The sequence below is a fragment of the Variovorax sp. 679 genome, assembly GCF_003952185.1.
Taxonomy (GTDB): domain Bacteria; phylum Pseudomonadota; class Gammaproteobacteria; order Burkholderiales; family Burkholderiaceae_C; genus Variovorax.
The window spans coordinates 20265-42902 of the sequence record NZ_RXFS01000023.1 but is presented as its reverse complement, the minus strand read 5'-3'; the positions used below and the strand labels follow the sequence as shown (position 1 = coordinate 42902).

At 66.8% G+C, this 22638-nt stretch carries 17 protein-coding genes; 11 read left to right on the top strand and 6 right to left on the bottom strand.

Annotated features, from left to right (window positions below):
* Positions 1-57: 57 nt before the first annotated feature.
* The gene (locus tag EJO71_RS33295; RefSeq protein WP_125952895.1) at positions 58-987 is read left to right on the top strand and encodes a hypothetical protein; all 930 of its coding nucleotides are present in this window, start codon (positions 58-60) and stop codon (positions 985-987) included.
* Here the strand turns inward: EJO71_RS33295 and EJO71_RS33290 are convergent.
* The 4 genes from EJO71_RS33290 to EJO71_RS33275 all read right to left on the bottom strand — a co-directional run bounded on the left by EJO71_RS33290 (position 981) and on the right by EJO71_RS33275 (position 7012).
* Positions 981-1856, bottom strand: coding sequence for a YbgC/FadM family acyl-CoA thioesterase (locus EJO71_RS33290; protein ID WP_125952896.1), 876 nt, complete (start codon positions 1854-1856; stop codon positions 981-983). The two genes, EJO71_RS33295 and EJO71_RS33290, sit on opposite strands and share 7 nt — an antisense overlap.
* Positions 1857-1920: 64 nt before the next feature.
* Positions 1921-4704 (bottom strand): DUF6493 family protein, encoded by a 2784-nt coding sequence (locus EJO71_RS33285; protein WP_125952897.1) that lies wholly within the window; start codon positions 4702-4704, stop codon positions 1921-1923.
* A 26-nt stretch (positions 4705-4730) separates the two neighbouring features.
* On the bottom strand, positions 4731-6101 hold the full coding sequence (locus EJO71_RS33280) for an SWIM zinc finger family protein (protein ID WP_125952898.1): 1371 nt from the start codon (positions 6099-6101) through the stop codon (positions 4731-4733).
* Entirely contained in the window at positions 6098-7012 is a 915-nt protein-coding gene (locus EJO71_RS33275) for an alpha/beta hydrolase (RefSeq protein WP_240651604.1), read from the bottom strand. Before EJO71_RS33275 ends, EJO71_RS33280 begins: the two co-directional genes overlap by 4 nt.
* A 141-nt stretch (positions 7013-7153) precedes the next feature.
* Between EJO71_RS33275 and EJO71_RS33270 the strand changes: the two genes are divergently transcribed.
* The 7 genes from EJO71_RS33270 (at position 7154) to EJO71_RS33240 (ending at position 16038) form a co-directional block, all read left to right on the top strand.
* Positions 7154-8290, top strand: coding sequence for an iron-containing alcohol dehydrogenase (locus tag EJO71_RS33270; protein ID WP_125952900.1), 1137 nt, complete (start codon positions 7154-7156; stop codon positions 8288-8290).
* A gap of 173 nt (positions 8291-8463) precedes the next feature.
* Positions 8464-10800 (top strand): type VI secretion system tip protein VgrG, encoded by a 2337-nt coding sequence (tssI, locus tag EJO71_RS33265; RefSeq protein WP_125952901.1) that lies wholly within the window; start codon positions 8464-8466, stop codon positions 10798-10800.
* A gap of 3 nt (positions 10801-10803) precedes the next feature.
* Positions 10804-11193, top strand: coding sequence for a DUF3592 domain-containing protein (locus EJO71_RS33260; protein WP_125952902.1), 390 nt, complete (start codon positions 10804-10806; stop codon positions 11191-11193).
* A 24-nt stretch (positions 11194-11217) separates the two neighbouring features.
* A complete protein-coding gene (locus EJO71_RS33255) occupies positions 11218-13875 on the top strand; it encodes a DUF2169 domain-containing protein (protein WP_125952903.1) in 2658 nt (885 codons plus the stop codon).
* Positions 13872-14957 (top strand): pentapeptide repeat-containing protein, encoded by a 1086-nt coding sequence (locus EJO71_RS33250; protein WP_125952904.1) that lies wholly within the window; start codon positions 13872-13874, stop codon positions 14955-14957. The genes EJO71_RS33255 and EJO71_RS33250 overlap by 4 nt, the downstream gene beginning before the upstream one ends.
* Positions 14954-15625: a DUF3540 domain-containing protein gene (locus tag EJO71_RS33245; protein ID WP_125952905.1), complete on the top strand. Its 672-nt coding sequence runs from the start codon at positions 14954-14956 to the stop codon at positions 15623-15625. Before EJO71_RS33250 ends, EJO71_RS33245 begins: the two co-directional genes overlap by 4 nt.
* Before the next feature lie 26 nt (positions 15626-15651).
* Positions 15652-16038 (top strand): DUF4150 domain-containing protein, encoded by a 387-nt coding sequence (locus EJO71_RS33240; protein WP_125952906.1) that lies wholly within the window; start codon positions 15652-15654, stop codon positions 16036-16038.
* A 37-nt stretch (positions 16039-16075) separates the two neighbouring features.
* On the opposite strand, the gene EJO71_RS33235 is transcribed toward EJO71_RS33240, so the two are convergent.
* Together EJO71_RS33235 and EJO71_RS33230 are read right to left on the bottom strand one after the other, a co-directional pair.
* On the bottom strand, positions 16076-17056 hold the full coding sequence (locus EJO71_RS33235; protein ID WP_125952907.1) for a tripartite tricarboxylate transporter substrate binding protein: 981 nt from the start codon (positions 17054-17056) through the stop codon (positions 16076-16078).
* Positions 17057-17158: 102 nt separating this feature from the next.
* On the bottom strand, positions 17159-17830 hold the full coding sequence (locus EJO71_RS33230) for a site-2 protease family protein (protein WP_164546972.1): 672 nt from the start codon (positions 17828-17830) through the stop codon (positions 17159-17161).
* A gap of 173 nt (positions 17831-18003) precedes the next feature.
* Here EJO71_RS33230 and EJO71_RS33225 point away from each other — a divergent pair, with 173 nt between their 5' ends.
* The 3 genes from EJO71_RS33225 to EJO71_RS33215 are packed head-to-tail and all read left to right on the top strand — an operon-like array spanning position 18004 to position 22634.
* Positions 18004-19716: a molecular chaperone HscC gene (locus EJO71_RS33225; RefSeq protein ID WP_125952909.1), complete on the top strand. Its 1713-nt coding sequence runs from the start codon at positions 18004-18006 to the stop codon at positions 19714-19716.
* A gap of 27 nt (positions 19717-19743) precedes the next feature.
* Positions 19744-21033 carry an energy transducer TonB gene (locus EJO71_RS33220; RefSeq protein WP_125952910.1) on the top strand — a complete coding sequence of 430 codons (1290 nt, stop codon included), beginning with the start codon at positions 19744-19746 and terminating at the stop codon, positions 21031-21033.
* Positions 21030-22634 carry a J domain-containing protein gene (locus tag EJO71_RS33215; RefSeq protein WP_125952911.1) on the top strand — a complete coding sequence of 535 codons (1605 nt, stop codon included), beginning with the start codon at positions 21030-21032 and terminating at the stop codon, positions 22632-22634. The genes EJO71_RS33220 and EJO71_RS33215 overlap by 4 nt, the downstream gene beginning before the upstream one ends.
* The last annotated feature ends 4 nt before the right edge of the window (positions 22635-22638 follow it).

Sequence of the window (22638 nt, the reverse complement as noted above, 5' to 3'; positions counted from 1 at the left end):
GCCGTTGCTGCGCCGTAGAAGCCAGCACCGATCAACTCCTGGCAAGGAAGACACACCATGAAGCGCAGACTCTTTTCCACCGCCCTGGCCCTCAGCGCCATGGTTTCGCTACCGGCCTGCGCGCAGAACCCGGAGCGCTCCTATGCGCCGCCAATGCCATCCAGCCGCATCGGCTCGCTGATGCAGATCAGCGTGGTCGACCGCGGCACCGGCGCCGAACTGCCGATCTACCGCCACCGCGGCGAATACTGGGTGGCCGGTCGTCCCGGTGCGCGCTACGCCATCCGGGCGCGCAACGCGATGGGCGAGCGCATCATGGCCGTGATGTCGGTGGACGGTGTCAATGTCGTCACGGGCGAAACCGCAGGCGTCCTGCAAAACGGCTATGTCTTCAGCCCGCGCGAGCGCAGCGACATCACCGGCTGGCGCAAGAGCGACTCGCAGATCGCGGCCTTCGAGTTCGCGGCGGCCGGCAACTCCTACGCAAGCCGCACCGGCCGGCCCGACGACGTGGGCGTGATCGGCGTCGCGATGTTCCGCGAGCGCATGCCGGAGCCGCCGCCTCCTCCGATCACACCCTTTCCGCGTCGCGACGAATACGGTGGATACGGCAGCGAGCGCGAACGCCGCAGCGAGTCATCGTCGTACCAGGGCGACGCGCGCGCGAAGGCGGGCTCGGCAGACAACGCTGCCCCGGCAGCCGAATCCTCCGCGGCAGGCAGCGTGGCCCGCCAGTCTGCCCCCAGCCCGAGCCTGGGCACCGCCCACGGCCGCCGCGAAACCTCGTATGTCGGCAAGACCACCTTCGAACGCGCGCAGTCGTCGCCCGACGAGGTGGTCCGAATCCGCTACGACAGCCGCGAGAACCTCATCGCCGCCGGCGTGATCCCGGTACCGCCCGCGCCACGCTGGCCGCGCCCGGCCGGTCCGTCGCCGTTCCCGGGTTCGGACGCGGGCTACGTGCCGGATCCGCCCAGCCGCTACTGAGAGGAAGAAGAGAGAAGAGACCGGCGCATCTCGATGTGCGGAATGCCGGCCTCTTCGAAGCCGTCGCCGTGCGGCACATAGCCCAGCCGCCCATAGAAGCGCTCGGCACTGCGCTGGGCGTTCAGCGCGACCACGCTGGCACCGCGCGCCTTGGCTGCGTCCTCGAGTGCCTGCATCACAGCGGCACCGTGGCCACCACTGCGCAGGCTGCGATGCACCGCCACGCGGCCGATATGCGAGATGCCGTTCTCGGCGGGCAACAGCCGGGCCGTGGCAATGACCTGTCCGAGACGGTTGCGCGCCACCGCGTGCAACACGACAGCGTCCTGCTCGTCCCATTCCATCGCTTCGGGAATGTTCTGCTCCTCGATGAACACGGCGCGCCGCAAGGCACCGGCGCCTTCGCCCAACGTGGCCCAGTCGCCCGTCTCGATGGTCCGCATGGACTCGCCGGCCTCGAACCCGGTCAGCACCTCGCGCAGGGCTGCCGGCACCGGCTTCGATGTCTGCGTGGCCGGGTCGGCGAACACATAGACCAGCTCGCAGCCCACCAGGAACTGGTCCTGCCGGAACAGCCCGCCCTCGAACACCATCGACGAATTGCCGATGCGCGCGCAGCGCATGCCCACGTCGAGCACGTCGTCGATGCGCGCCGAGGCACGGAAATCGACCGTCGCCTTGCGCACGTACAGGTCGCCGCCCATCGCGTGCATCGACTCCTCATACGGCAGCGCCAGCGCACGCCAGTAGTCGGAGATGGCGGTGTCGAAGTACATCAGGTAGTGCGCGTTGAAGACGATCTTCTGCATGTCGACCTCGGCCCAGCGTACGCGCAGGCGGTGGAAAAAGCGGAAATCGCTACGTTGCATTCATATCTCCGGAATAGTTGATGGAATCGAAAGATGGAAATGGATTGCGGCAATCCGAAGCGCCTCAGGTTCGGGCCGGTGAAGCCTGGCCCAGGGCGAGCAGATTCTTTTGTACCGCACGGCCCTTGCCACCGAGCTTGAGCTCTTTCAGCAGCCCCAGCGTGGTCGGGGGCAGCGCGCGCTGCGAGCTCAGTGCAATCTCGAGCAACAGTTCCATCAGCGCGGCCAAGTCCTTGGGTGGATTTTCGGCGTCCGCAGTCAACATTTCGCAGAGAACATCGAAGGCCGGCGCGGCCAGCCGGGCATCGGCGCGCACAGCTGCCTGCAGGCTCTTTCCGTAGCGTTTGGCCATCACGAGCGATGACGCTAGCAGCGCGCGCATCTGCGACCCCAACGCCGGCACGTCGAGCCGCGCTTCGGTGTAGGCATGCACGAGCGCATCGACGGCAAGCGCAGTCTGCCCAGGCTCCTTGCCCGCAAGAGCCAAAGCCAGCAACAGCACCGCCATCGGCTGCGAGGCGGTGACGGGTACCGAGGGATCGAGCAGCGGCACGAGATAGGCGCGGTTCTGCCACTGCGCCTCCCACCAGTCGAGGTTGTTGCCGATCTCGCGGCAGCCGGCCGCGAAGAAGCTCTCCAGCGACGACGGCAGCACCGTGGCGGCGTAGCGCAGCAGGGCTTCGTCGTAGTCACCCTCGATGCCGGCGCGGCGCACCGCGACGAGCGCGTGCGGCGTGTCTTGAGGTACCGCGACGGACGCCAGCAGGAAGTCGTGATGAACGTAGGTCTTGCCGTCGTAGGTGGAGCTCCTTGAACTCACCGACCATGTGTAGTGAGCAGCGTTCGCGCCGTCGGGGCCGAAATCTCCCAAGACCGCCAGTACTCGCGGATCGTCTCCGCCCGGGTGTCGAACGCGCGCGGCGGCCGCGAACAAGGCCTCCTGCACCTGATCGGCCTTGGTTGGAATGGCGACGCCATCCTCGCCGAGCGCGTGGCGCAGTGCCCGCACCAGCGGAACATCGGCCAGGCGGCGGGCCTTCTCCTGCAAGGCTGCCGCGCCTTGCCCCTGCACCGGAGCCAGCCGTAGCAGCCCCCTCACCTGCTCTCCCTGGATCGGTTCCGCGCCGCGCGCCTGATACGCCGCGATGCGCTCGACGAACACCGCCGCGTCGATGAATCCCCGTGTATGCGTGGCCGACGACAATGGTGCCAGGCCCCAGCCTCGTGCGGCCTGATTGACGAGATCGTCGATGCGCAAAGCCAGAAATTCGTCGGCCTGCGGCTTCTGCAAGCCGAGCCGACGCGGATCGTCGCGCAGGTCGGGCAGGCGCTCCCCGCTCGTGACGAAGACCAGCAACCGCGCCAGCCGGGCCGGCACCTCGCTGTGCAGCAGCTTGCGGGCTCGCTTGACCACGGGCGCGCACTGCTTCACCAGCGCTTCCGGCAGCGGCGCCATGCGCACCAGTGCCTCGACAACGCGCTCCAGCTCATCGACGTCGTTGGAGTTTTCGAGCACGAAAGCGATCCGTTCGACCAGCTCGGCGGCATCGGCGATCGGCACGAGCGCGCGGCTGGCGTCGAGCGGATCCATCGGGCCGTCTCCCGCACGTCCTGTCGGAGTCTGCTCGACGGCCACCGGCACCACGGCGAGTACAGAGGCATCCCCGAGCAGTGCCGCAAGCGCCGGCCGGTTGACCGCCGCCACGCTGTCGACATACGCCGCCAACTCACCTTTCGCCGCGTCGTCAACGCCCCAGCCCTTGAGCCGTTCGATGATCTTCTTCTGCAGGTCGGCAGCCTCGTGCACCAGTCCGCACAGCACCACCGCAGAGGCCTCATGCGCGAGCGAGGGTTCGCGCCTGACGACAGCCTCCGCCAGCTTCAGAGCGGCTTCGACCTGCGACTTGGCACTGGCGTAGAACGCCGGGCGCAGCGCGGCCAGCAGCGATGCTCCGTCGACGTGCCCCGCCGCCTGCAGCGTTTTCAGCGCACCGAGCGTCAGCGCGACGGTCGGCGGAATGCGGCTATGGCACAGGCCAAGGTAGCGCGCTGCAAACGGCGCCATCTCGTCCGCGTCGGGCGCCAGCGTCTCGTGAAAGCGCGAAAACCAGCCCGCGCGGAATTGGGGCCAGTCCTTCTCCAGCGTGCCGAGCGTCTTCTCGAGCAGCTGTGCGCGTGTGAATTCGCCCCGTACCGCGCCCTCCATGAAGATGTACGACCAGGAGTTCTTCGGCGAGTGGTTGTACTTGTCGACCGCGGACAGGTTGTGCTCGCCGGTCCCCTCCACGCCGAAGAGGCGCAGCACGGCCTGGTACAGCCCGGGGTCGCGCTCGAAATGCTGGTCCATCGTGGTCAGGCGGGAAAGCGCGCGCGGCAGGGCCATGAGGCCGATGGCGTACTCATCGCCTTGCGGGCGATCGATCAACCCCGCCGCGACGAGGTTCTGCACCGGCATGATGTGGGCCGCGAAGGCTTGCAGCCTGGCCTCGGCCGCCTGCTGCAGCGCGGCGCGCCAGCTGGTGGCATCGATGCCGAAGCGCTTGCACAGCGCCAAGACGGTTTTCTGGTCGAGCGCGACCCGCAGGCTCGCATGATCGAGCAAGGCCTTGGGCTCCATGCACACGACCACGGCAGCCTGCAGCGCGCGGTACTGCGCGGCCTGGGCCTCTCCGCCCCACAGGCGTGCGTACGGGCTGCCCTGCCAGTGGCTCGACCGCATGATCTGGCCCATCTTCTCGATCGATTCCGCACTGGCCTTGCGGCCGGCGGCAGGCATGGCCTCCAGGCTCGCGAGAGCCGTCTCGAAGTCGCCGCTGTAAACCGCCTGCTCCAGCGCGCCGGCCGGCACGAATGCCGGCAGTTCCTCTTCATTTCTCATTGCCCGCCTTCCGCCGCGAAGGCCGTCGCCTCCACCGCCAATACATGCTTGCAAGGGCCGCGCTCGCCCTGGTGCTTTGCATACCAGGGACAGGTGCAGCGCAGCTCCCCATCGATCTCCCGAACGCTGTACGAAGTGCCTGAGCTGCTCACTTGCGCCTCGACCGGGCTGGCGTTGGCGATGGTGACGGCACCGCGCGCCATGAGCTCGCGCGCATCGGCTAGGCGCGGGTGCATGTCCTCGACCGAAGACAGGTCAAACGGCAGCACGCGATGAAAGTAGCGCCGCTCGACCAGGTCGAAGCCCACAAGGCCGGAGGCGCCGAGGATGCGCAGGCTGTCTTCCACGCTCGCCTCGGCGATGTCCAGCGTACGCCCCAGCGCCGGCGCGTCGATCAGCGCCTGCCAGTTCAGTTGCGCCCTCACCTGCGACACGGCGCGCTCATCATCCATGCGCATCAGCGCGCGCAGCGCCTGCCCCTCGCCCGAGAAGCCGCGCCAGGGCTCGGCGCTGAGCGCCAGTGTGAGCCGTGCGCCCGGAAAATCCAGCACCCATGCGCTGGCCTGCTGCGCCTCGTCGGCGTGCACAGCGAGGCTTCGGGCCTTGGGCAGCAAGGCTTCGAGCACGCGAAGGCGGCTGGCATCGGTCACCCGCACGCCTTGCGGGTGCGGCTTCGTCGTGGTGAAGGGGCCTTTCGGCGACGGCACCACCCACAGCGGGGTGCGGCTGGTCGAAGCCCTGGGCAGCGTGCGAAGGAAGCGCAACGCCTCCAGCCCCTTGAGCTCGAAGCGCTGCCGCATGCTGGCCAGGTACGACTGCACCTCGACCATGCCGCGCAGCCAGCGCAACGGCAACGCCACCTTGCGCTCGACCACCTCGCTGTCGCCCGATTGCAGCGTCAGCGCATCGCGCCCGACCGAGAGCGCAAGCCCATCGGCATCGCGCATCCGGGCCAGCGCGGCGCGCATGGGAGCGTTGAAGTCGACATTCGTCGTGCCCTTGCCCATCACCTGCCCATCGTAGGAATCGGGCAGCAGGTCCACCCGCACATAGCAGCTGCAGCAAGAAGAAAAGCCCTCGAAGCGCAACAACTCGCCGCCGGCCGTGACCACCGGATCGGCCAGCGCGATGGCGCGTGCAACGCTGTTGGCGGGCGTGAAGAAGCGCGAGCCGACCACCAGGTGCACGGCACTCAGCAGCTCGGCGCACAGCCGGGGCTGGAGCAGCTGGCCCTCGAAGAAATGCGGATGCGCCGTGCCGCCGTCGGTCTGCGGGCTGGAGGTCGCAAGGCTCAGCCGCGGGCCCGACGGCTCCGCCAGCGCAGCCGATGCGTGCGCGTACCGGTAGGCATGCGCGACCGCGCTCAAGGCTGCAAGGCCTCCCGCAGTGCCCGGGCCGCATCATCCTGCGCTTGCAGCGCCTCCGGAATCGCCCTGCCCATCTTGATGAATTCGTGGATCACGCCGCGATAGATTTCCAGGTCGACCTGCACGCCCGCCGCGCGCAGCTTGTCGGCGTATGCGATGCCTTCGTCGACCACCGGATCGCTCTCCGCCAGCCCGATCCAGGCCGGCGCCACGCCGTCCACGTCGTCGGCCAGCAGCGGTGCGAAGCGCCAGTCGTCGCGGTCTGCCGGCGTGCGGACGTACTGCGCGAAGAAGAAGTCGATCATCGCCTTGGTCAGCAGCGGGCCGTTGACATGGCGCAGGTGCGAAGCGGTGTCCTGGTGCGCCGTGGTGCCGGGATAGATCAGCATCTGCAGCGAAAGCGGCAAACCCCCGTCGCGCGCGAGGATGGCGCACACGGCCGCGAGCGTGCCGCCGGCGCTGTCGCCACCCACCGCCAGCCTCGACGAGTCCACGCCGAGGCTCGCGCCTTGCTTCGCGATGAACTGGAAGGCGTCCCAGGCGTCGTTCGACGCGGTCGGGAACTTGTGCGCGGGCGCCAGCCGGTAGTCGATGGACACCACCGCGCAACCGCTCTTCGCGCTCAGCACGCGGCACAGCGTGTCGTGCGTGCGGATGTTGCCGACCGTGAAGCCGCCGCCGTGGAAATAGATCAGCACGGGCAGCACCGCCGAAGACGGCGCATACAGCCTCGCGGGAATCGCGTATCCGTCGCGGGCAGTGATGGTGAAGTCTTCGACACGCGCCAATTCAGGCTTGGGCACTTCGAGCACGCCCGCGCCTTTTTCGTAGGAGGCCTTGGCCTCGTCGGGCGTCTGCTGGTCGAGCGGTGGATGGCCGGCGCGCGCCATGCGCTCGACGACGCTGGCCATCTTCGGCGTGAGCCGCGGGCCGGACGGTGTTCCGGGCGCGACAGCGGCAAGGGTTTCTTTCGTGTGCAAGACGGGTCGCTCTTGTTAGATTTGGCTGGTCGGCAATCGTACTGCCCCGGGCTCCCCGAGGCCTTCATCCCCATGGCACTCATCCAATACCTCACCCAGATCCAGTTCGAGTTCGGCGCGATCAAGCTGCTGTCGGCCGAATGCGCGCGCATCGGCATCAATCGCCCGCTCATCGTCACCGATGCCGGCGTCCGCGCGGCCGGCGTGCTGCAGAAGGCGCTCGACGCCATCGCCGACCTGGAAGTCTCGGTGTTCGACCAGACGCCCTCCAACCCCACTGAGGCTGCAGTGCGTGCGGCCGTCGAGCTGTATCGCAGCGGCCGCTGCGACGGCCTCGTCGCCGTGGGCGGCGGCTCCGCCATCGACTGCGCCAAGGGCGTCGCCATCGCGGCCACGCACGAAGGCCCGCTCAAGACCTACGCCACCATCGAAGGCGGCTCGCCGCGAATCACCGAGCGCGCGGTACCGCTGATCGCGGTGCCCACCACCAGCGGCACGGGCAGCGAGGTGGCGCGTGGCGCCATCGTCATCGTCGACGACCATCGCAAGCTCGGCTTCCACAGCTGGTTCCTGATGCCCAAGGCAGCCATCTGCGACCCCGAACTCACGCTGGGCCTTCCGCCCCGGCTCACGGCCGCCACCGGCATGGACGCCATCGCGCATTGCATGGAGACCTTCATGTCGGCCGCGTTCAATCCGCCAGCCGACGGCATCGGCCTCGACGGGCTCGAGCGTGCCTGGGGCCACATCGAACGCGCGACGAAGGACGGCAGCGATCGCGAGGCGCGCCTCAACCTGATGAGCGCATCGATGCAGGGCGCGATGGCGTTCCAGAAGGGCTTGGGCTGCGTGCATTCGCTGAGCCACAGCCTGGGCGGCGTCGATCCGCGCCTGCATCACGGCACGCTCAACGCCCTCTTCCTTCCCGCGGTGATCCATTTCAATTCAGGCGCGGAGTCGGTGCAGAAGGAACAGCGCCTGCAGCGCATGGCGCAGGCCATGCATCTCGATTCAGCCGGCGATCTCGGCGATGCCATCCGCGACATGAATGCGCGCCTCGGCCTGCCCAAGGGCCTTGCCGAAGTGGGTGTGACGCCCGCGATGTTCGAGCAGATCATCGACGGCGCAATGGCCGACCATTGCCACAAGACCAACCCTCGCCTGGCCACGCGCGACGACTACAAGGCCATGCTCGAAGCCTCGATGTAAGAACCGCGTAAGGGGGCTGTAAGGGCTTCTTCTACGCCTCGTTCCAAAGGGGCGTTTCAGAGGGAAAAGACAGCGTTTTGCGGACCTCACGTCATTTATGTGACATAAGGGATTTCTAGACTGTCACCGAAGGTTTCCCAGCCGCGGAAGCCCAAGGGTCAGGGAAGTTCCGAATGCAGCGCACCGTCCAAGTTCACACCGTCCTGAGCGCCGAGCAGCTCAAGTTCCGCTCGATGCGGGGACAGGAAGGACTCTCCCGACTCTTCGAGTTCGAGGTGGACATGGTCAGCACCAGTTTCAGCCTCGACCTGAAGCAGCTGCTCGGCACTTCGCTCACGCTGGAGCTCGCCGATGAAGGCGGCCCGCGCTTCCTCAACGGCACCGTGGTGCGCTTCGAACTCGTGGGCCGCGCCAACGAAACCGGCCGCCACTACATCTACCGCGCACTGGTGCAGCCATGGCTGTGGTACCTCACGCGCACCACCGACTGCCGCATCTTCCAGAACAAGAGCGTGCCCGAGGTGCTCGACGAGGTGCTGGGCAAGTACGGCTTCCAGTTCGAGAAGCGCCTCACCGGCAGCTACCCCGCATGGGAATACTGCGTGCAGTACCAGGAGAGCGACTTCGCCTTCGTGAGCCGTCTCATGGAGCACGAGGGCATCGGCTACCACTTCGAGCACAGCAACGGCTCGCACCTGCTCGTGCTGGCGGATGACGCCGGCAGCTACAAGCCGCTGCCCGGCCACGCGAGCATCGCCTACCGTCCGCGCGACCGCGTGGTCAACGCGCTGGAGCCCTGCATCGACCAGTGGCGCGTGGCCGAGCAGATCACCTCGGGCCGCGTGATGCTCGACGACTTCGATTTCAGGAAGTCGCGCGCCTCGCTGCAAAGCGTGCAACAGGATCCGAAGCCGCACGAGCATTCGACCTACGAGGTCTACGAATGGCTCGGCGGCTACACCGAGCACCAGCAGGGCGACACCTACGCCAAAGTCCGCCTGCAGGAGCTGCAGTGCGCGCACGAGCTGGCCTCGGGCCACACCAACGTGGTCGGCATGGCGCCGGGCTACCTGTTCCAGATGACGCATTGCCCGCGCGAGTCGGACAACCGCGAATACCTCGTCACCGAAACCCGCTACGACCTGCAGGAGCCCGAATACTCGTCGGGCGGCAGCAGCGAATCGGTGTGCGAGTTCGACTTCACCGTACTGCCCTCCTCCGTGGCCTACCGCCCCGCGCGCAAGACGCCGCGCCCGCGCACCAACGGCCCGCAGACCGCCACCGTGGTCGGCCCCGAGGAAATCTGGACCGACCGCTTCGGCCGCGTGAAGCTGCAGTTCCGCTGGGACCGCTACGGCCAGTCCGACGAGAACAGCTCCTGCTGGGTACGCGTGTCGAGCAGCTGGGCCGGCGCCAACTACGGCACCATGCACATGCCGCGCGTGGGCCAGGAGGTGATCGTCGATTTCATCGGTGGCGAGCCCGACCGCCCCATCATCACAGGCCGCGTCTACAACAGCGACCAGATGCCGCCGTGGGAGCTGCCCGCCAACGCCACGGCCAGCGGCATCCTCACGCGCTCCAGCACCGGCGGCGCGGCCAACCAGGCCAACATGCTTCGCTTCGAGGATCGCACGGGCGCCGAGCAGATCCTGCTGCATGCCGAGCGCAATCTCGACGTCGAGGTGGAAGCCGACGAGACGCGCGACGTGGGCGGCAACCGCACCACCGTCATCCACGTCAACGAAAAGCTCGACGTCATCGGCACACGCACCACCACCATCACCGACAAGGAAACCGCCACCTACAACGGCGGCGAAGAACGGCTCGTGAACAGCGGTGGCGTCGAGACCATCAACGGCGGGCAGACCCGCACGGTCAATGGCGGCGAGACCGAGACCATCCACAACGGCGAGACGCGCATCGTGACGGACGGGCGCACCGAAACCATCTCCGGCGGCGAAACCCGCTCCATCACGGGCGGCCAGAGCGAAACCATCAAGGGCGGAGAGACCCGCACCATCACCGATGGCGCGACGTGGACCATCACCGGCGGCCTCACGGCCACGGTGGATGGTGCGGAGATGCTCACCACCAAGGGATCGCGCACCGAGAACATCACCGCGGGCGAGACCCGCAACATCACCGGCACCGTCACCGAGAACGTCAGTGTCGAGATCATCGTGAACGCGCCGAAGGTCACCTTCAACGTGCCCCAGCACACCATCAGTTCCTCGCAAGAGAACAACTGGCGGATCGGGCGCGCCAGCGGCTGCGTCTTCCGCTTCGGCGCCGTGGCGACCTCCTTCGACGTGTGGGGTGCCAGAGCACAGATCTACGCCGCCCTCAACCTGCAGCTCGCCACCGTGAAGATCGACATCTCGGCCTTCAAGAACAAGAACAACGGGCTCGCCCTGGAAACCTCGGGCGCCAACGTGAAGGCGGCGGGCGCCAAGATCCGCAGTGGCGGGCTCGCGATCCAGGCCAAGGTCATGAGCATCTTCAGCTAGCCCATGCAGTTCTGGTTGCCCTTGATCTCCGGTGTCCTGATCGTTGTCTTCCTGGCGTTCGTGGTCGTGCACACCCTTCGCAGCAACAGGCCCTACCGCGAGGAGGCGCGGCGCTACGAACGCCTCGTGACCCAGGGGCAGCCCGCGAGCGCCCAGGTGCTGGCCCTGCGGGAACTGGCGCAAGGCACTTACGACAACGACGTCGAACTGCGCGTGCGCACCGTCGACCTGGCTGGCCGCCCTCCCCTGGAGCAGACCTTCAAGACCCGCATCGCGCGCGAGCTGGTGGTCAATTTCATGCCGGGTCAGACGATCCACGTGCTGGTCGATCCGGCCGATTCGGAGGCGCTGGCCATCGACCGCCGCCAGTCGACCACGACCATTTCACGCTGACCTCGCGCATTTCCCTCCCGTTTCATGAAAGTCATCAAGCCGCTCCGGCTCAGCGTACTGAGTCGCCCGTTTCCATGGCAGCGACGCCAGCGGTTGGGTCTGACCGTGATCGCCATGACGGGCATGGATGCCGACGCGCCCGTGCTCTATCCCGACGCCGAACTCTGGCCACTGGTGGCCGAGGAAATCGGCGAGCAGGGCGTGCTCGACCTGGGCATGCCCAAGCGCAGCGCTGAATTCCTTGCCACGGGCCATGCCTACACCGCGCACCAGCAGATCCGAAACCAGTGCATGGTGAAGATGCGCGTCGGCTCGCTGGAAAAAAACCTGCGCGTGTCCGGCGACCGCTTCTGGCTCGACAAGCGCGCCACGCCGCCGCAGGATTTCGAGAGCATGCCGCTCGACTGGAAACACGCCTACGGCGGTGCTTCTTGCGCGGACAACCCGCTGGGCATCGGTGCCGATGAAGAAACGATCAACGGCGTGCGCACGCGCCGGCTTCCGAACATCGAGTCGCCCGATGCGCCCATCCAGCGCCCTGACCAGCAGCCCTCCCCCGCCGGCCTCGGCGCCATCGACGTGATGTGGCCCCGGCGCTTTGCCCGCATCGGCAAGGACTACGACGCCCGATGGGCGCAGGAAGATTTCCCGGCCTTTTCCGCCGACATGGACTGGCACCTGTTCAATGCGGCGTCCGAAGACCAGTGGTGGCGCGATGCCGACAGCATTCCCGCTGGCGCGCCCTACGAAATCTGGAACATGCATCCGCACAAGCCCTGCCAGGAAGGCCGGCTCCCGGATTGGCGCGCGCGCTGCTTCCTCACGCTGGCTTCCGAGGCCGGAGAGCCCACCTTCACCGACGTGCCGATGCGGATGACCACCGCCTGGTTCTTCCCGCACCGCGAGCGCATCGTGCTGATCTACCACGGCGTGGCGGACATCCGGGAAGACGATGCCGCCGACGTGCTCCACCTGATGCCAGCGCTGGAAGAAGCCGGAACCGAACCTCTGCCCGCCGGCCACTACCGGCGCATCCTGCAGCAGCGGCTCGATCCGGAAGACGGCGCGCTGCACAGCTTTCGCGACCGCGACCTCGTTCCCGCCGCAGCCATCGCTCCCTGGCTCGACACCATGTCGCTGAAAGACCGGCCGCTCGGCCCGCTGGCGCGCAACGCACACCGGCACGGCGAATGGATGCGCGAGCAGATGCGGCAGCAGATGATCGCCGACGGCCAGGACCCCGCGCGCTACTTTCCGCCGCAAGACGCCGGCGACGAACTGCCCACGCTGGACGCCCTGCCCGAGTTCGTCGCGCGCAGCAAGCGCCTGCAGGAAGAGGCCAGGCAGAAGCTCCATGCCCAGCAGCAGGAACTGTCCGAGACGCTTCGCGCGAATGCGAGCGAGGCCGGCCCCGGCATGAGTCCGCTGCTGGCACTGGCCGAGGGCCGCGAACGCTCTGCGTTCAAGGGGCCACCCGCCGCCGCAATGACGCCCCATCTGCGCAGCATGGCCGAATCCATCGCGGAAATGCCGGGCCAGCGCGCGGCGGAGATGGCCCCCGTCACGGAGCTTCTGGGTCGCGGCGAATTCATCGCCGCAGCCCAACGCAAGATGTACCTGAACAGCGCCCACCACCAGGACGCCGCCGATGCGATGACCGTCGAACGCGCGGCCGAGGTGCGCGAGCAGGCGACGGCAATCCTGGCCGCAAGCCGCGACTTCTCCGACATGGACCTGACCGGTGCCGACCTGTCGGGCATGGACCTGCGCGGCGCCCGCTTCGTCGGCGCGATGCTGGAGAGCGCCAACCTGCGCGGTGCACGACTCGACGACGCCGACTTTTCCCGCGCAGTGCTCGCACGCGCCTGCCTCGACGGCGCCTCGTTGCGCGGTACGCGCCTCACAGGTGCCAACCTGGGCTTCGCCCAGTGCAGGCACACCGTCTTCAACAGCGCCCATCTACGCAACGCCGTGCTCGAAAACATCATCTGCGAGGACTGCGACTTCAGCGATTCGCAATGGGAAGACAACACGGTGATCGAAGCCGCGTTCGTGCGCTGCAGCTTCCATCGCGCCAACCTCAAGGTGGTCATGTTCCTCGAGAAGGTGCGGCTGGAGCAACTGGACTTCGAAGGCGCCACGCTCTTCAAGCTGCACTTCGTGCGCTGCAAGCCCGGCGCGATCGGCTTTGCGCAGGGCAACCTCGAGAGCTGCGTATTCGTCGACGTGGAGGCCGATGGCCAAATCGATTTCTCGCATGCGACCCTGCGCACCACCTGCATCGTGGGAAGCAGCAGCTTTCGCGAAGCGAAGTTCGAGGGCGCCCACCTGCGCGAATGCAGCCTGCGTACGGTCGCGCTCTCGAAGGCCAGCTTCGCCGGCGCCCGGCTGGAGAACAGCGACTTGTCCGAATGCGATCTCTCGCATGCAGACCTCTCGCGCATCGACGCTCGCGACTCGCGCTTCGTGCGTGCCGACCTGCGGCATGCCAGCCTGCGGAACGCCGACCTGATCGACGCGAGCTTCCAGAAGGCCGACCTGCGCTTCACCGACCTGCGCGGCGCCAACCTGTTCCGTGCCGATGTTTCCCAGAGCCTCATGGACGGCACCACGCTGCTCGACGGCGCCTACACGCACCTGGCCAAGGTCTATCCGACACGCCAGGAAGCCGCGGCCGCATGACGCCGCACCGACTGCAGACCATGGTGCAGCGTGGCGAACCGATCCGGGAGCGAAGCTGCAGGGGCTGGCGCCTCGACGGCCTGGATCTCTCCGGCGGCGTGTTCATCGAAGTCGATTTCGCCGGCGTGAGCTGCATCGGCACGCGCTTCGAGGAAAGCCAGTTCGAGAACTGCACGCTCGATGGCGTGCAACTGAAGGACGCGCAGTTGAAAAAAGCCGCCTTCTCGCAATGCGCGCTCCCGTCGGCGGACCTGACGGCGGCCGTGCTGGACGACGCGATATTCCATCGCTGCCAGCTGCCCGGCAGCGACTTCTCGCAGGCCAGCGTGGTCGACACCAAGTTCATGGAAAGCACGCTCTCGCGCAGCCGCTTCGCCGCCGGGCTGCTGGACCGCACGCTGTTCTTCCAGTCGCCGCTGGATGGCGCGGACCTGTCGGGCGCCCGCCTGGACAAGGCGGTGTTCTATCAGGTCGACCTGCGCGAAACCGCGCTCTCCGGTGCGCGCTTCGAGCGGGTCGTCTTCGTCGAATCGCGCCTTGGCGGCCATGATTTCCCGAAGCATCACTTCCTGTCGTGCCAGTTCACCGATGCGGACCTCGAAGGCTGCAACTTCGAGGGGGCGCACATGGCGCAGTGCAACTTCAAGGGCGCAGTGCTTCGCGATGCGGTGCTGCGCGGCGTCCATGCGCCGCAGGCGCTGTTCCCCGAGGCCGACCTGAGCCGGGCCGACATGCGCGGCGCGCATTTCGACCAGAGCCTGTGGATCGACGCAGTCCTTGCCGCCGCCGATTTCGGCGAAGCCAGCCTGCAGCAATGCATCTTCCACCGGGCCGATTGCACCGGCACCCGCTTTGCCGGCGCGGACCTCACCTACGCGGACTTTTCCGAAGCTGTGCTGGAGGGCGCGAACTTCGATGCCCGCCTCTTCCGCACCCAGCTGCACGGAGCGCGCGACGTTCCCGACAGTCTGCGCGGCAACGCCGGCGTACTGCCCAACGACCCCGACCTGCACGAGGCGCAGCGCTGGTCCGCCCGGCGCAAGGCATCTCCCACCCCATTCACGAAAGGCGAAACCCCATGAAGAACATCGCGGCATTGCGCAACCCGCAAGCGGGCACGGCCGACGCTCCCGTACAGCGCCTGGGCAAGGTGGTCGAGTTCCTGCCCGAAGGATCGCTGTACCGCGTGGAATGCGACGACGGAGCATGGCAGTGCCGCCGCGCCGCCAGCTGCCTGCTGAGGCCGGAGCCGGGCGACACGGTGCTGATTTCGGGCCCCGACCGCTACCACGTGTACCTGATCGCCGTGATCGATCAGGCCGACAGCAGCTCCGCGCGCATCGAGACCGCTGGCCGCCTCACACTGGCCGCGCCGGTGGGCGGCGTGCACATCGAGAGCGGCGAAACCATCCGGCTGCAATCCGCCAGGACGGTGGAAGTCAGCGGCGAGCGCTTTGCCCTCGACGCGACCGAAGCCGACTGCAAGGTGGAGCGGCTCAATTACGTCGGCAACACGGTCAGGGCCATGGCGGCAAGCATCCATGTCGTCGGCCAGCTGTGCGAGACCGTGATGGATCGCCTGGTGCACATCAGCCGCACCGCCTTCCGCATGACCGAGCAGACCGAGCAACTGCGCTGCGGCCAACTCGACTACGAAGCCGCCGACCTCGCCCGCATCCACGCGGCGCAGACGGTGGTCACGGCGCAGGCGGTCGTGAAGGTCGACGCCAAGCAGATCCACATGGGCTGAACGAAGCTGCGAGAGGAGTAGACACCGTGTTCGCCAACTGCCAGATGATGGGCATGGACTTGGCCTTTCCCGACGTGTGCAAGACGCCGCCGGCCATTCCCATTCCCTACCCCAACTTCGCGCTGGGCCCGACCGCGATTCCCAATGCGTGGAACATCCTCTTCATGTTCGCGCCGGCGCACAACCTCGCGACCGTCACGCCGCTCACCAACGGCGACAACCCCGGCGTGACGCTGGGCGTGATCTCGCCTTCGGTCATGGGGCCCTCGCGCCACATCACCGGCTCGTTCACCGTGCTGCTCAAGGGCAGCCCGGCCACGCGCATGACCAGCCTCTCGGTGCAGAACCGCAGCAATGCGCTGGGCATGCGCATCGTGCCCAGCCAGTTCAAGGTGCTGATGCTGGCGCCCTGACCGGCGCCAACTCGACGTCAACCCGACGCCGCGGCGGCTATTCCGCCTTCACCCCGGCGGTGCGGATCACCTTGCCCCACTTCGCCGTCTCGGTGGTGATGAAGGCATCGAACTCCTCCGGCGTGCTGCCCGCCGGGATCGTGCCCATCGCATCGAGCTTCGCGCGCGTCTCGTCGCTCCTGATGATGCGCGCCACCTCTTCCGACATGCGCTTGACGATATCGCGCGGCGTGGCCGCCGGCGCCAGCATGCCGGCCCAGGTGCTGCCCGTGAAGCCCGCGAAACCCTGCTCGATGAAGGTGGGCACCTCGGGAGCCGCTGCGAGTCGCTTGTCGCCGGCCACGCCGATCAGCCGCACCTTGCCCGCCTTGGCCTGATTGATGAGCCCGGTGGGCGCGTCGAAGAAAAGCTGGATCTGCCCGCCCATCAGGTCGGTCAACGCAGGCATCGCCCCCCGGTATGGGATGTGGATCATGTACGTCTGCGTGAGCGACTTCCACAGCTCGGTGGTGAGATGCGCGGCCGAGCCGTTGCCCGACGATCCGAAGCTCACCTTGCCAGGATTGGCTCGCGCGTAGTCGATGAGTTCGCGCGCCGTCTTGAATGGTGCATCGACATTCACCGCGGCCAGCAGCGGCGACACGCCCATCAGGGAGACGCCCGTCAGGTCCTTGCGTGGGTCGTAGGGTAGCTTCGGGTACAGCGTGGTGTTGGCTGCATAGGCGGCGATGACCACGCCGAAGGTCGTGCCGTCGGGCGCCGCCTTGGCGATGGCATCGACGCCGATCAGGCTGTTCGCGCCCGGTTTGTTGTCGACCAGCACCGGCTGGCCGAGCCTTGTCTGCAGCCCAACCTGCACCAGCCGCGCCATCTGGTCGGTGAACCCGCCCGGCGTGTAGGGAACGACGATGCGGATCGGCTTGGAGGGCCATGCGCTCTGCGCGAACGATGGCAAGGCGAGGCTTGCCGCGGCGGTGGCTAGCGTGAATTGGCGGCGGGACAGCGTGGCTTGGGACATGGCGGCAGACACCCTTCTTCGTTGCTTCTTCGGAAATGGAGCGGGCCATTCTCGAAGCGCCGCGTGCCGGTACGGTCAGGGTTTGCCCGGCGGGCAGACGGATCACCGACCCTCGATGTACGCGAAGACCGCAGCCAGCCACAGCGCGACCAGCACAAGGCAGACCCACGCAGAAACCGCATTGAGTTTGTGCTGCCAAGCAGGTATCTCGCGCAGGTCGCGCGTCACCAGCGTGAGCAGCGCCTGACCGCCATTCAGAAAGGGCAGCGGCAGCAGATTCAATGCCGCGAGCTTCGCGGCGAGCATCCCGAGCAAAGGCAGGAAAGCATGCTCCTTGGCGAATGCCGTTGCATTTCCCACCAGTTGCCGTCCGGTGGACAGCGGATCGAACGCACCCGCAATGAGCTGCGCGAATCCATGGACCAGGCTCGGTATGGCCGCCCCCTGACGCAGCACCAGCGCGACGGCAATGAGCGCAGCCACGCCTGCCAGCGGTATCAGCACCTGCACCGCACGTGCCTTGTGATTGAAAGCATCGTCGAAGTAGTCAACCGGCTCGTCAAAGGGGACGCCCTCCTCCCGCGTGTCCTTGAACTGCACGCTGCCGCCAAGCGGCAGTGCGTGCAAATGGAAGATGCCGAGCGACAGCAGCCTCGGCCCGAAGCCCAACGACACCTTGCGCACGGCAATTCCACACCAGTGCCCCAGTGCCGTCATCGCGAAGAGATGAATGGAAACGAGCAATGCGATGGCGGCGATGAACTTCAGGAGCATGAGCATTTTTTCCAGATGGCTGTCATTGCAGGTGGCTGCGTGTGGTGCAGCTTCGTATCCGATTGTTAAACTATTTCGGGCGTTGTCCGGGAGCCTGTGCCTGCATCCGAAATGCAGATGCCGCCCCGGCGCGACTCATCAAAAACAGCAAGACAGTTCCTGGGAGCGAGGACATGATCGTTGGCATTGATCTGGGCACCACCAACAGCCTGGTAGCGGCATGGAGGGACGGGCAATCGGTGCTGATCCCCAACGGATTGGGAGACACGCTGACGCCTTCATGCGTGAGCATCGACGAAGACGGCACCGTGCTGGTCGGCCGCGCCGCGCGCGACCGGCTGCAGACCCATCCCGACCGGACCGCCGCGGTCTTCAAGCGCTACATGGGCAGCGACAAGACATTGCGGCTCGGCAAGCGCGAGTTCCGGCCCGAGGAGCTTTCGGCGCTGGTGCTGAAGGCACTGAAGGCCGATGCCGAAGCGGCGTTGGGCGAGCCCGTCACCGAAGCGGTCATCACCGTGCCGGCCTATTTTTCGGACGCACAGCGCAAGGCCACCCGCACGGCAGGCCAGATGGCGGGTCTGCGTGTCGACCGGCTGCTGAATGAGCCCACCGCCGCGGCCTTGGCGTACGGCATGCACAACATGGGCGCGGAAACCCGTTTCCTTGTGTTCGATCTCGGCGGCGGGACTTTCGACGTGTCGATCCTCGAGATGTTCGAGGGCGTGATGGAAGTCCGAGCCTCGGCCGGAGACAACTTCCTCGGCGGCGAGGACTTCGTTGCCGTGCTGATCGACCTGTTCTTCGAACGCAGCGGGCTCAAGGCCTCCCTGCGCAATGACGCGCATTTCATGCAGCAGCTGACGGGGGCGGCCGAGGCCGTCAAGCGCGCACTGAGCAGCCAGCCCAAGGCCACGCTGTCGGTCTGGCATGACGGTACGCAGCACACGCTGGACCTCGACGAAAGCACGCTCGAACAGGCCTGTACCACGCTGCTCAAGAGGCTACGCACGCCGGTCGAGCGTGCGCTGCGTGACGCCAATCTGCGCAGCGGGCAGCTAGACAACATCGTGCTCGCAGGTGGCGCAACACGCATGCCGATCGTGCGCCGACTGGTCACCACGATGTTCGGCCGCTTCCCGTCGATCGACTTCAACCCCGACGAGGTGGTGGCACTGGGCGCCGCCGTGCAAGCCGGGCTGAAGGCCAGGGATGCAGCTCTGAAGGAAGTGGTGATGACCGACGTGTCTCCATACTCGCTCGGCGTCGAGGTCAGCATGCGGATCTCCGAGACGGCGTCGTCACCAGGGCACTTCGACCCGATCATCGAGCGCAACAGTCCGGTGCCAATCAGTCGCGTCAAGACTTACTTCCCCACCAGCAAGAATCAGTTTCTGGTCGACCTCAACATCTTCCAGGGCGAAGCGCGCATGGTGCGCGACAACATTCATCTCGGGAAACTGCGTGTCGAACTGCCAGGCATCGCAGCGGAGGAATCGGGCGTGGACGTGCGCTTCACCTACGACGTGAACGGCCTGCTGCAGGTCGAAGCGACGGTGCAGAAGACGCAACAGAAATCGAGCGTGCTCATCGAGGGCAACCCTGGTCTGCTGTCGGAAAGCGAGATCGCCGAGCGGCTGAAGGAACTCGACGAACTGAAGATCCATCCCCGCGACACGCTGGAGAACCGCACGTTGCTGGCGCGTGCCGAACGGCTCTACCAGCAGCTGCGCGGCGACGTGCGCGCCTGGCTGGGCGCGCAGATCCGCGAGTTCGAGCACGTCCTGTCAACGCAGGACAAGCGAGTCATCTCACCAGCGCAGCGACGGCTCGAGGAGCAGCTGAACCACATCGAGCGCGAGGGCTTCATCCTCGGCGAAGACTGACGCGCACTGCGCTGGCCGAGGGCTCCAATGACCAGTTCCGTGCCGTTTCTCCGGTACCTGGATCTCGATGAGAGCGCGGACGAACGCTCCGTGCGCCGCGCCTACGCGCAGCGGCTGAAAACCGTCGACCAGGAGGCCGACCCTGAGAGCTTTCAGGCGTTGCGCGAGGCCTACGAGACCTCGATGCGATGGCTTCAATGGCGCTCGCAGCAGCAGGCGGAAAGCGACGAGCAGCCCGAGCATGTTCCTTTACCTCTTCAGGAGTCGGAGGCGGTTGCAGCAACCGAGCCCATCGCGGCGCCGCACGATCCGCGCGCAACGGCCGAGGTCTTGCGCGAGGAACTGGCGCAGGCCTTGCGCGACCGACAGCTCACCAGCCTCGCACCGGTGCGCGAGCACCTGCAGCAGATGCTCGACGATCCGCGTCTCATCGACATGGATGCGCGCTTCTTCTTCGAGTGGAGCGTCGCCGCCATCCTCGCGTCGGGCTGGCAGCCGGGGCACGAGCTGCTGTTCGAAACGGCCGTCGAACTCTTCGACTGGCGCAACGACAGGGCCCGGCTGCTGTCGCTGGGCCGCGAGGGCCAGATCGTGGACAGCGCCATCGTCGAACTCGAAGCCTTTCGCAGCCGCGGGGCCCCGATCTACAACGGTGCGTCCCGCGAGCAACTGATCGAAATGCTGCGCAGGAACGAGCGGCCCAGCGAGCACGTGCTGGCTATGTGCATATCCGCCGTCGAGCACATGCTGTCGCTGTACCCGCATTGGCTGCACATCGTGACCACACCGCGCAACGTCGAGCGGTGGAGCGAGCGGCCGCAGGAGCCTGCCAAGCCGGTCCGGCCACCGGCTGCACCGTCCAGGCCCGAGCCCCTGGGCCGCAAGATCGCCCTGGCCATGCTGCTCATCGTCGGGCTCTGCGTCCTGTTGTGGTGGAGCGCACCGGACGACAAGCCTGCCGCCACCGTTGCACAGAGGCCTGCGCGGGGCGCGTCCGAAATACCGGCAGGACCACCGCCGAAGTTCGCCGGTGAGGACACGATTGGCTCGCCAGCCACCTACCTCAGGCCCCCGCAGATCAGCTATCCCACGTTGGCCAGGCGCGCAGGGCTGCAGGGAGAAGTGATCGTCGGCGTGCTCGTTCGCAAGAACGGCGATATCGGCGAAGTGCGCGTCGTGCAGGGATCCGGGCATGCGCTGCTCGACGAGGCCGCGGTGCAGGGCGTGCGCACGGCCAGCTTCCAGCCGGCCCGGGTTGAGGGCCAGAACGTGGATGCGTGGTTCAAGGTACCAATCAATTTCCGGCTCGGCTCATGAGCACTCCATCGTTTCCCTTCCTGCAGCACCTCGGGCTCGATGACGAGGCGGACGAGCGCGCGATACGCCGCGCCTACGCGCAGCGACTGAAGCAGATCGACCAGGAAGCCGACCCCGAAGGCTTCCAGGCCTTGCGCGAAGCCTACGAGACCGCGATGGGTTGGGCGCACTACATGCAGCAGCGCGCAGCTGCCGCGGTGCAGGAGGACATGGCGGCAACGCCAGAGGAGCCGACACTGGAAGCGATGGGACCCGCGCCGCATTCGCCGTCGGACGAGGCGAGCGGCGAAGACACCACCCATACGCGGCAAGCCGACTCCGATGCCATCGCCCGGGCGGTATTGGACGCGCTGCTGGAACAGCTTCAGCACCGCCCACCGGAAGACTTGTCCGAAGGCCGCAAGCTCCTTGAAGGCATCCTCGACGATCCGCGGCTGCTCGACCTGGACGCGCAGTTCCTCTTCGAGTGGGGAATGGCCTCGATCCTCGCGCAGGGCTGGAGGCCCGGCCACGAGTTTCTTTTCGGTCCCGCCATGGCGTGCTTCAACTGGCGCGAGGATCGCGGTCGCCTGACGCGGTTGGGGCACGCTGGACGGTTCATCGACGTGGCCATCAACGAGTTGGAGATGTACGACCGCCAGCTGGACACCCGGCGTACGCCGCAGCGCGACCTGATCCGCCGCCTGCGCGATGCCCGCAGGCCGAGCGACCGGATGCTGATCCAGGCGTTGCCGCTGGTGGAGCAACTGGTCGCCACCTGGCCGAACTGGCTTCACATGGTGACCAACACGCAAAACGTCCTGAAGTGGCGGGAATGGGACACCGAGGTGCCGCGATGGCGCCGTGCCGTCACGGGCAAGCCGCATGGCACTGCGGCAAAGCCCAAGGCGAAAACCAAGCCACCGGAGAGCCAGAACTCTCAGAATGTCGCGGGCATGCTGTTTCTGGCACTGGCGTTGCTCGGGGGGCTGGGCAAGATGCTGTCACCGCCGAGCAACCCCTACACACCGCCCAGCTATCCGCACTTGGCCAATCCGGGTAATAGCCAGCCTGCACCGGTGCAAATACCTTCGATCGCTCCGGCAGCGCCATACACCGCATCGAGTCCGTCACCGGTCATGGCGGCGGTACCGGCACCAGCGGTGGCAGAGTTCAGCGCTGCAAAGAAGAGCGTGGCCGGCTTGACCAAGGGCAAGGTCGACGCAAAGAAATGCGCGGATACGTCGGAAATCCTGGGCTATCACGGCCGGGAGCATGAGAAAGGTAGCTTCGGCCCCGCCTTCGACCGGCTCGTGCTGGATTGCCTCCTCAAGCAACTGTGGCGGCCGCCGATACCGCTGGCGGCGGTGGATGTGTCGCTCAAGCGCCATCAGCAGCGGACCAAAGCGCTCTTGGACAAGGAGATCGCGACGGTGCGAGGCAACACTTGGGTTTCGCCCGCGATTACGTGGCGAGCGGACGCGCCGCCACCTCCTTCATCACCGCCGCCGCAACCCAAGCCGTCGCCTGCACCTCCGGTTCAACGAGCGGTAGACGACACAGGAGTCTGGCTGACACCGGGCTCGCCGTTGTCGAGAGCGGGTTCGTCTGGCCACCAGTAGGTTG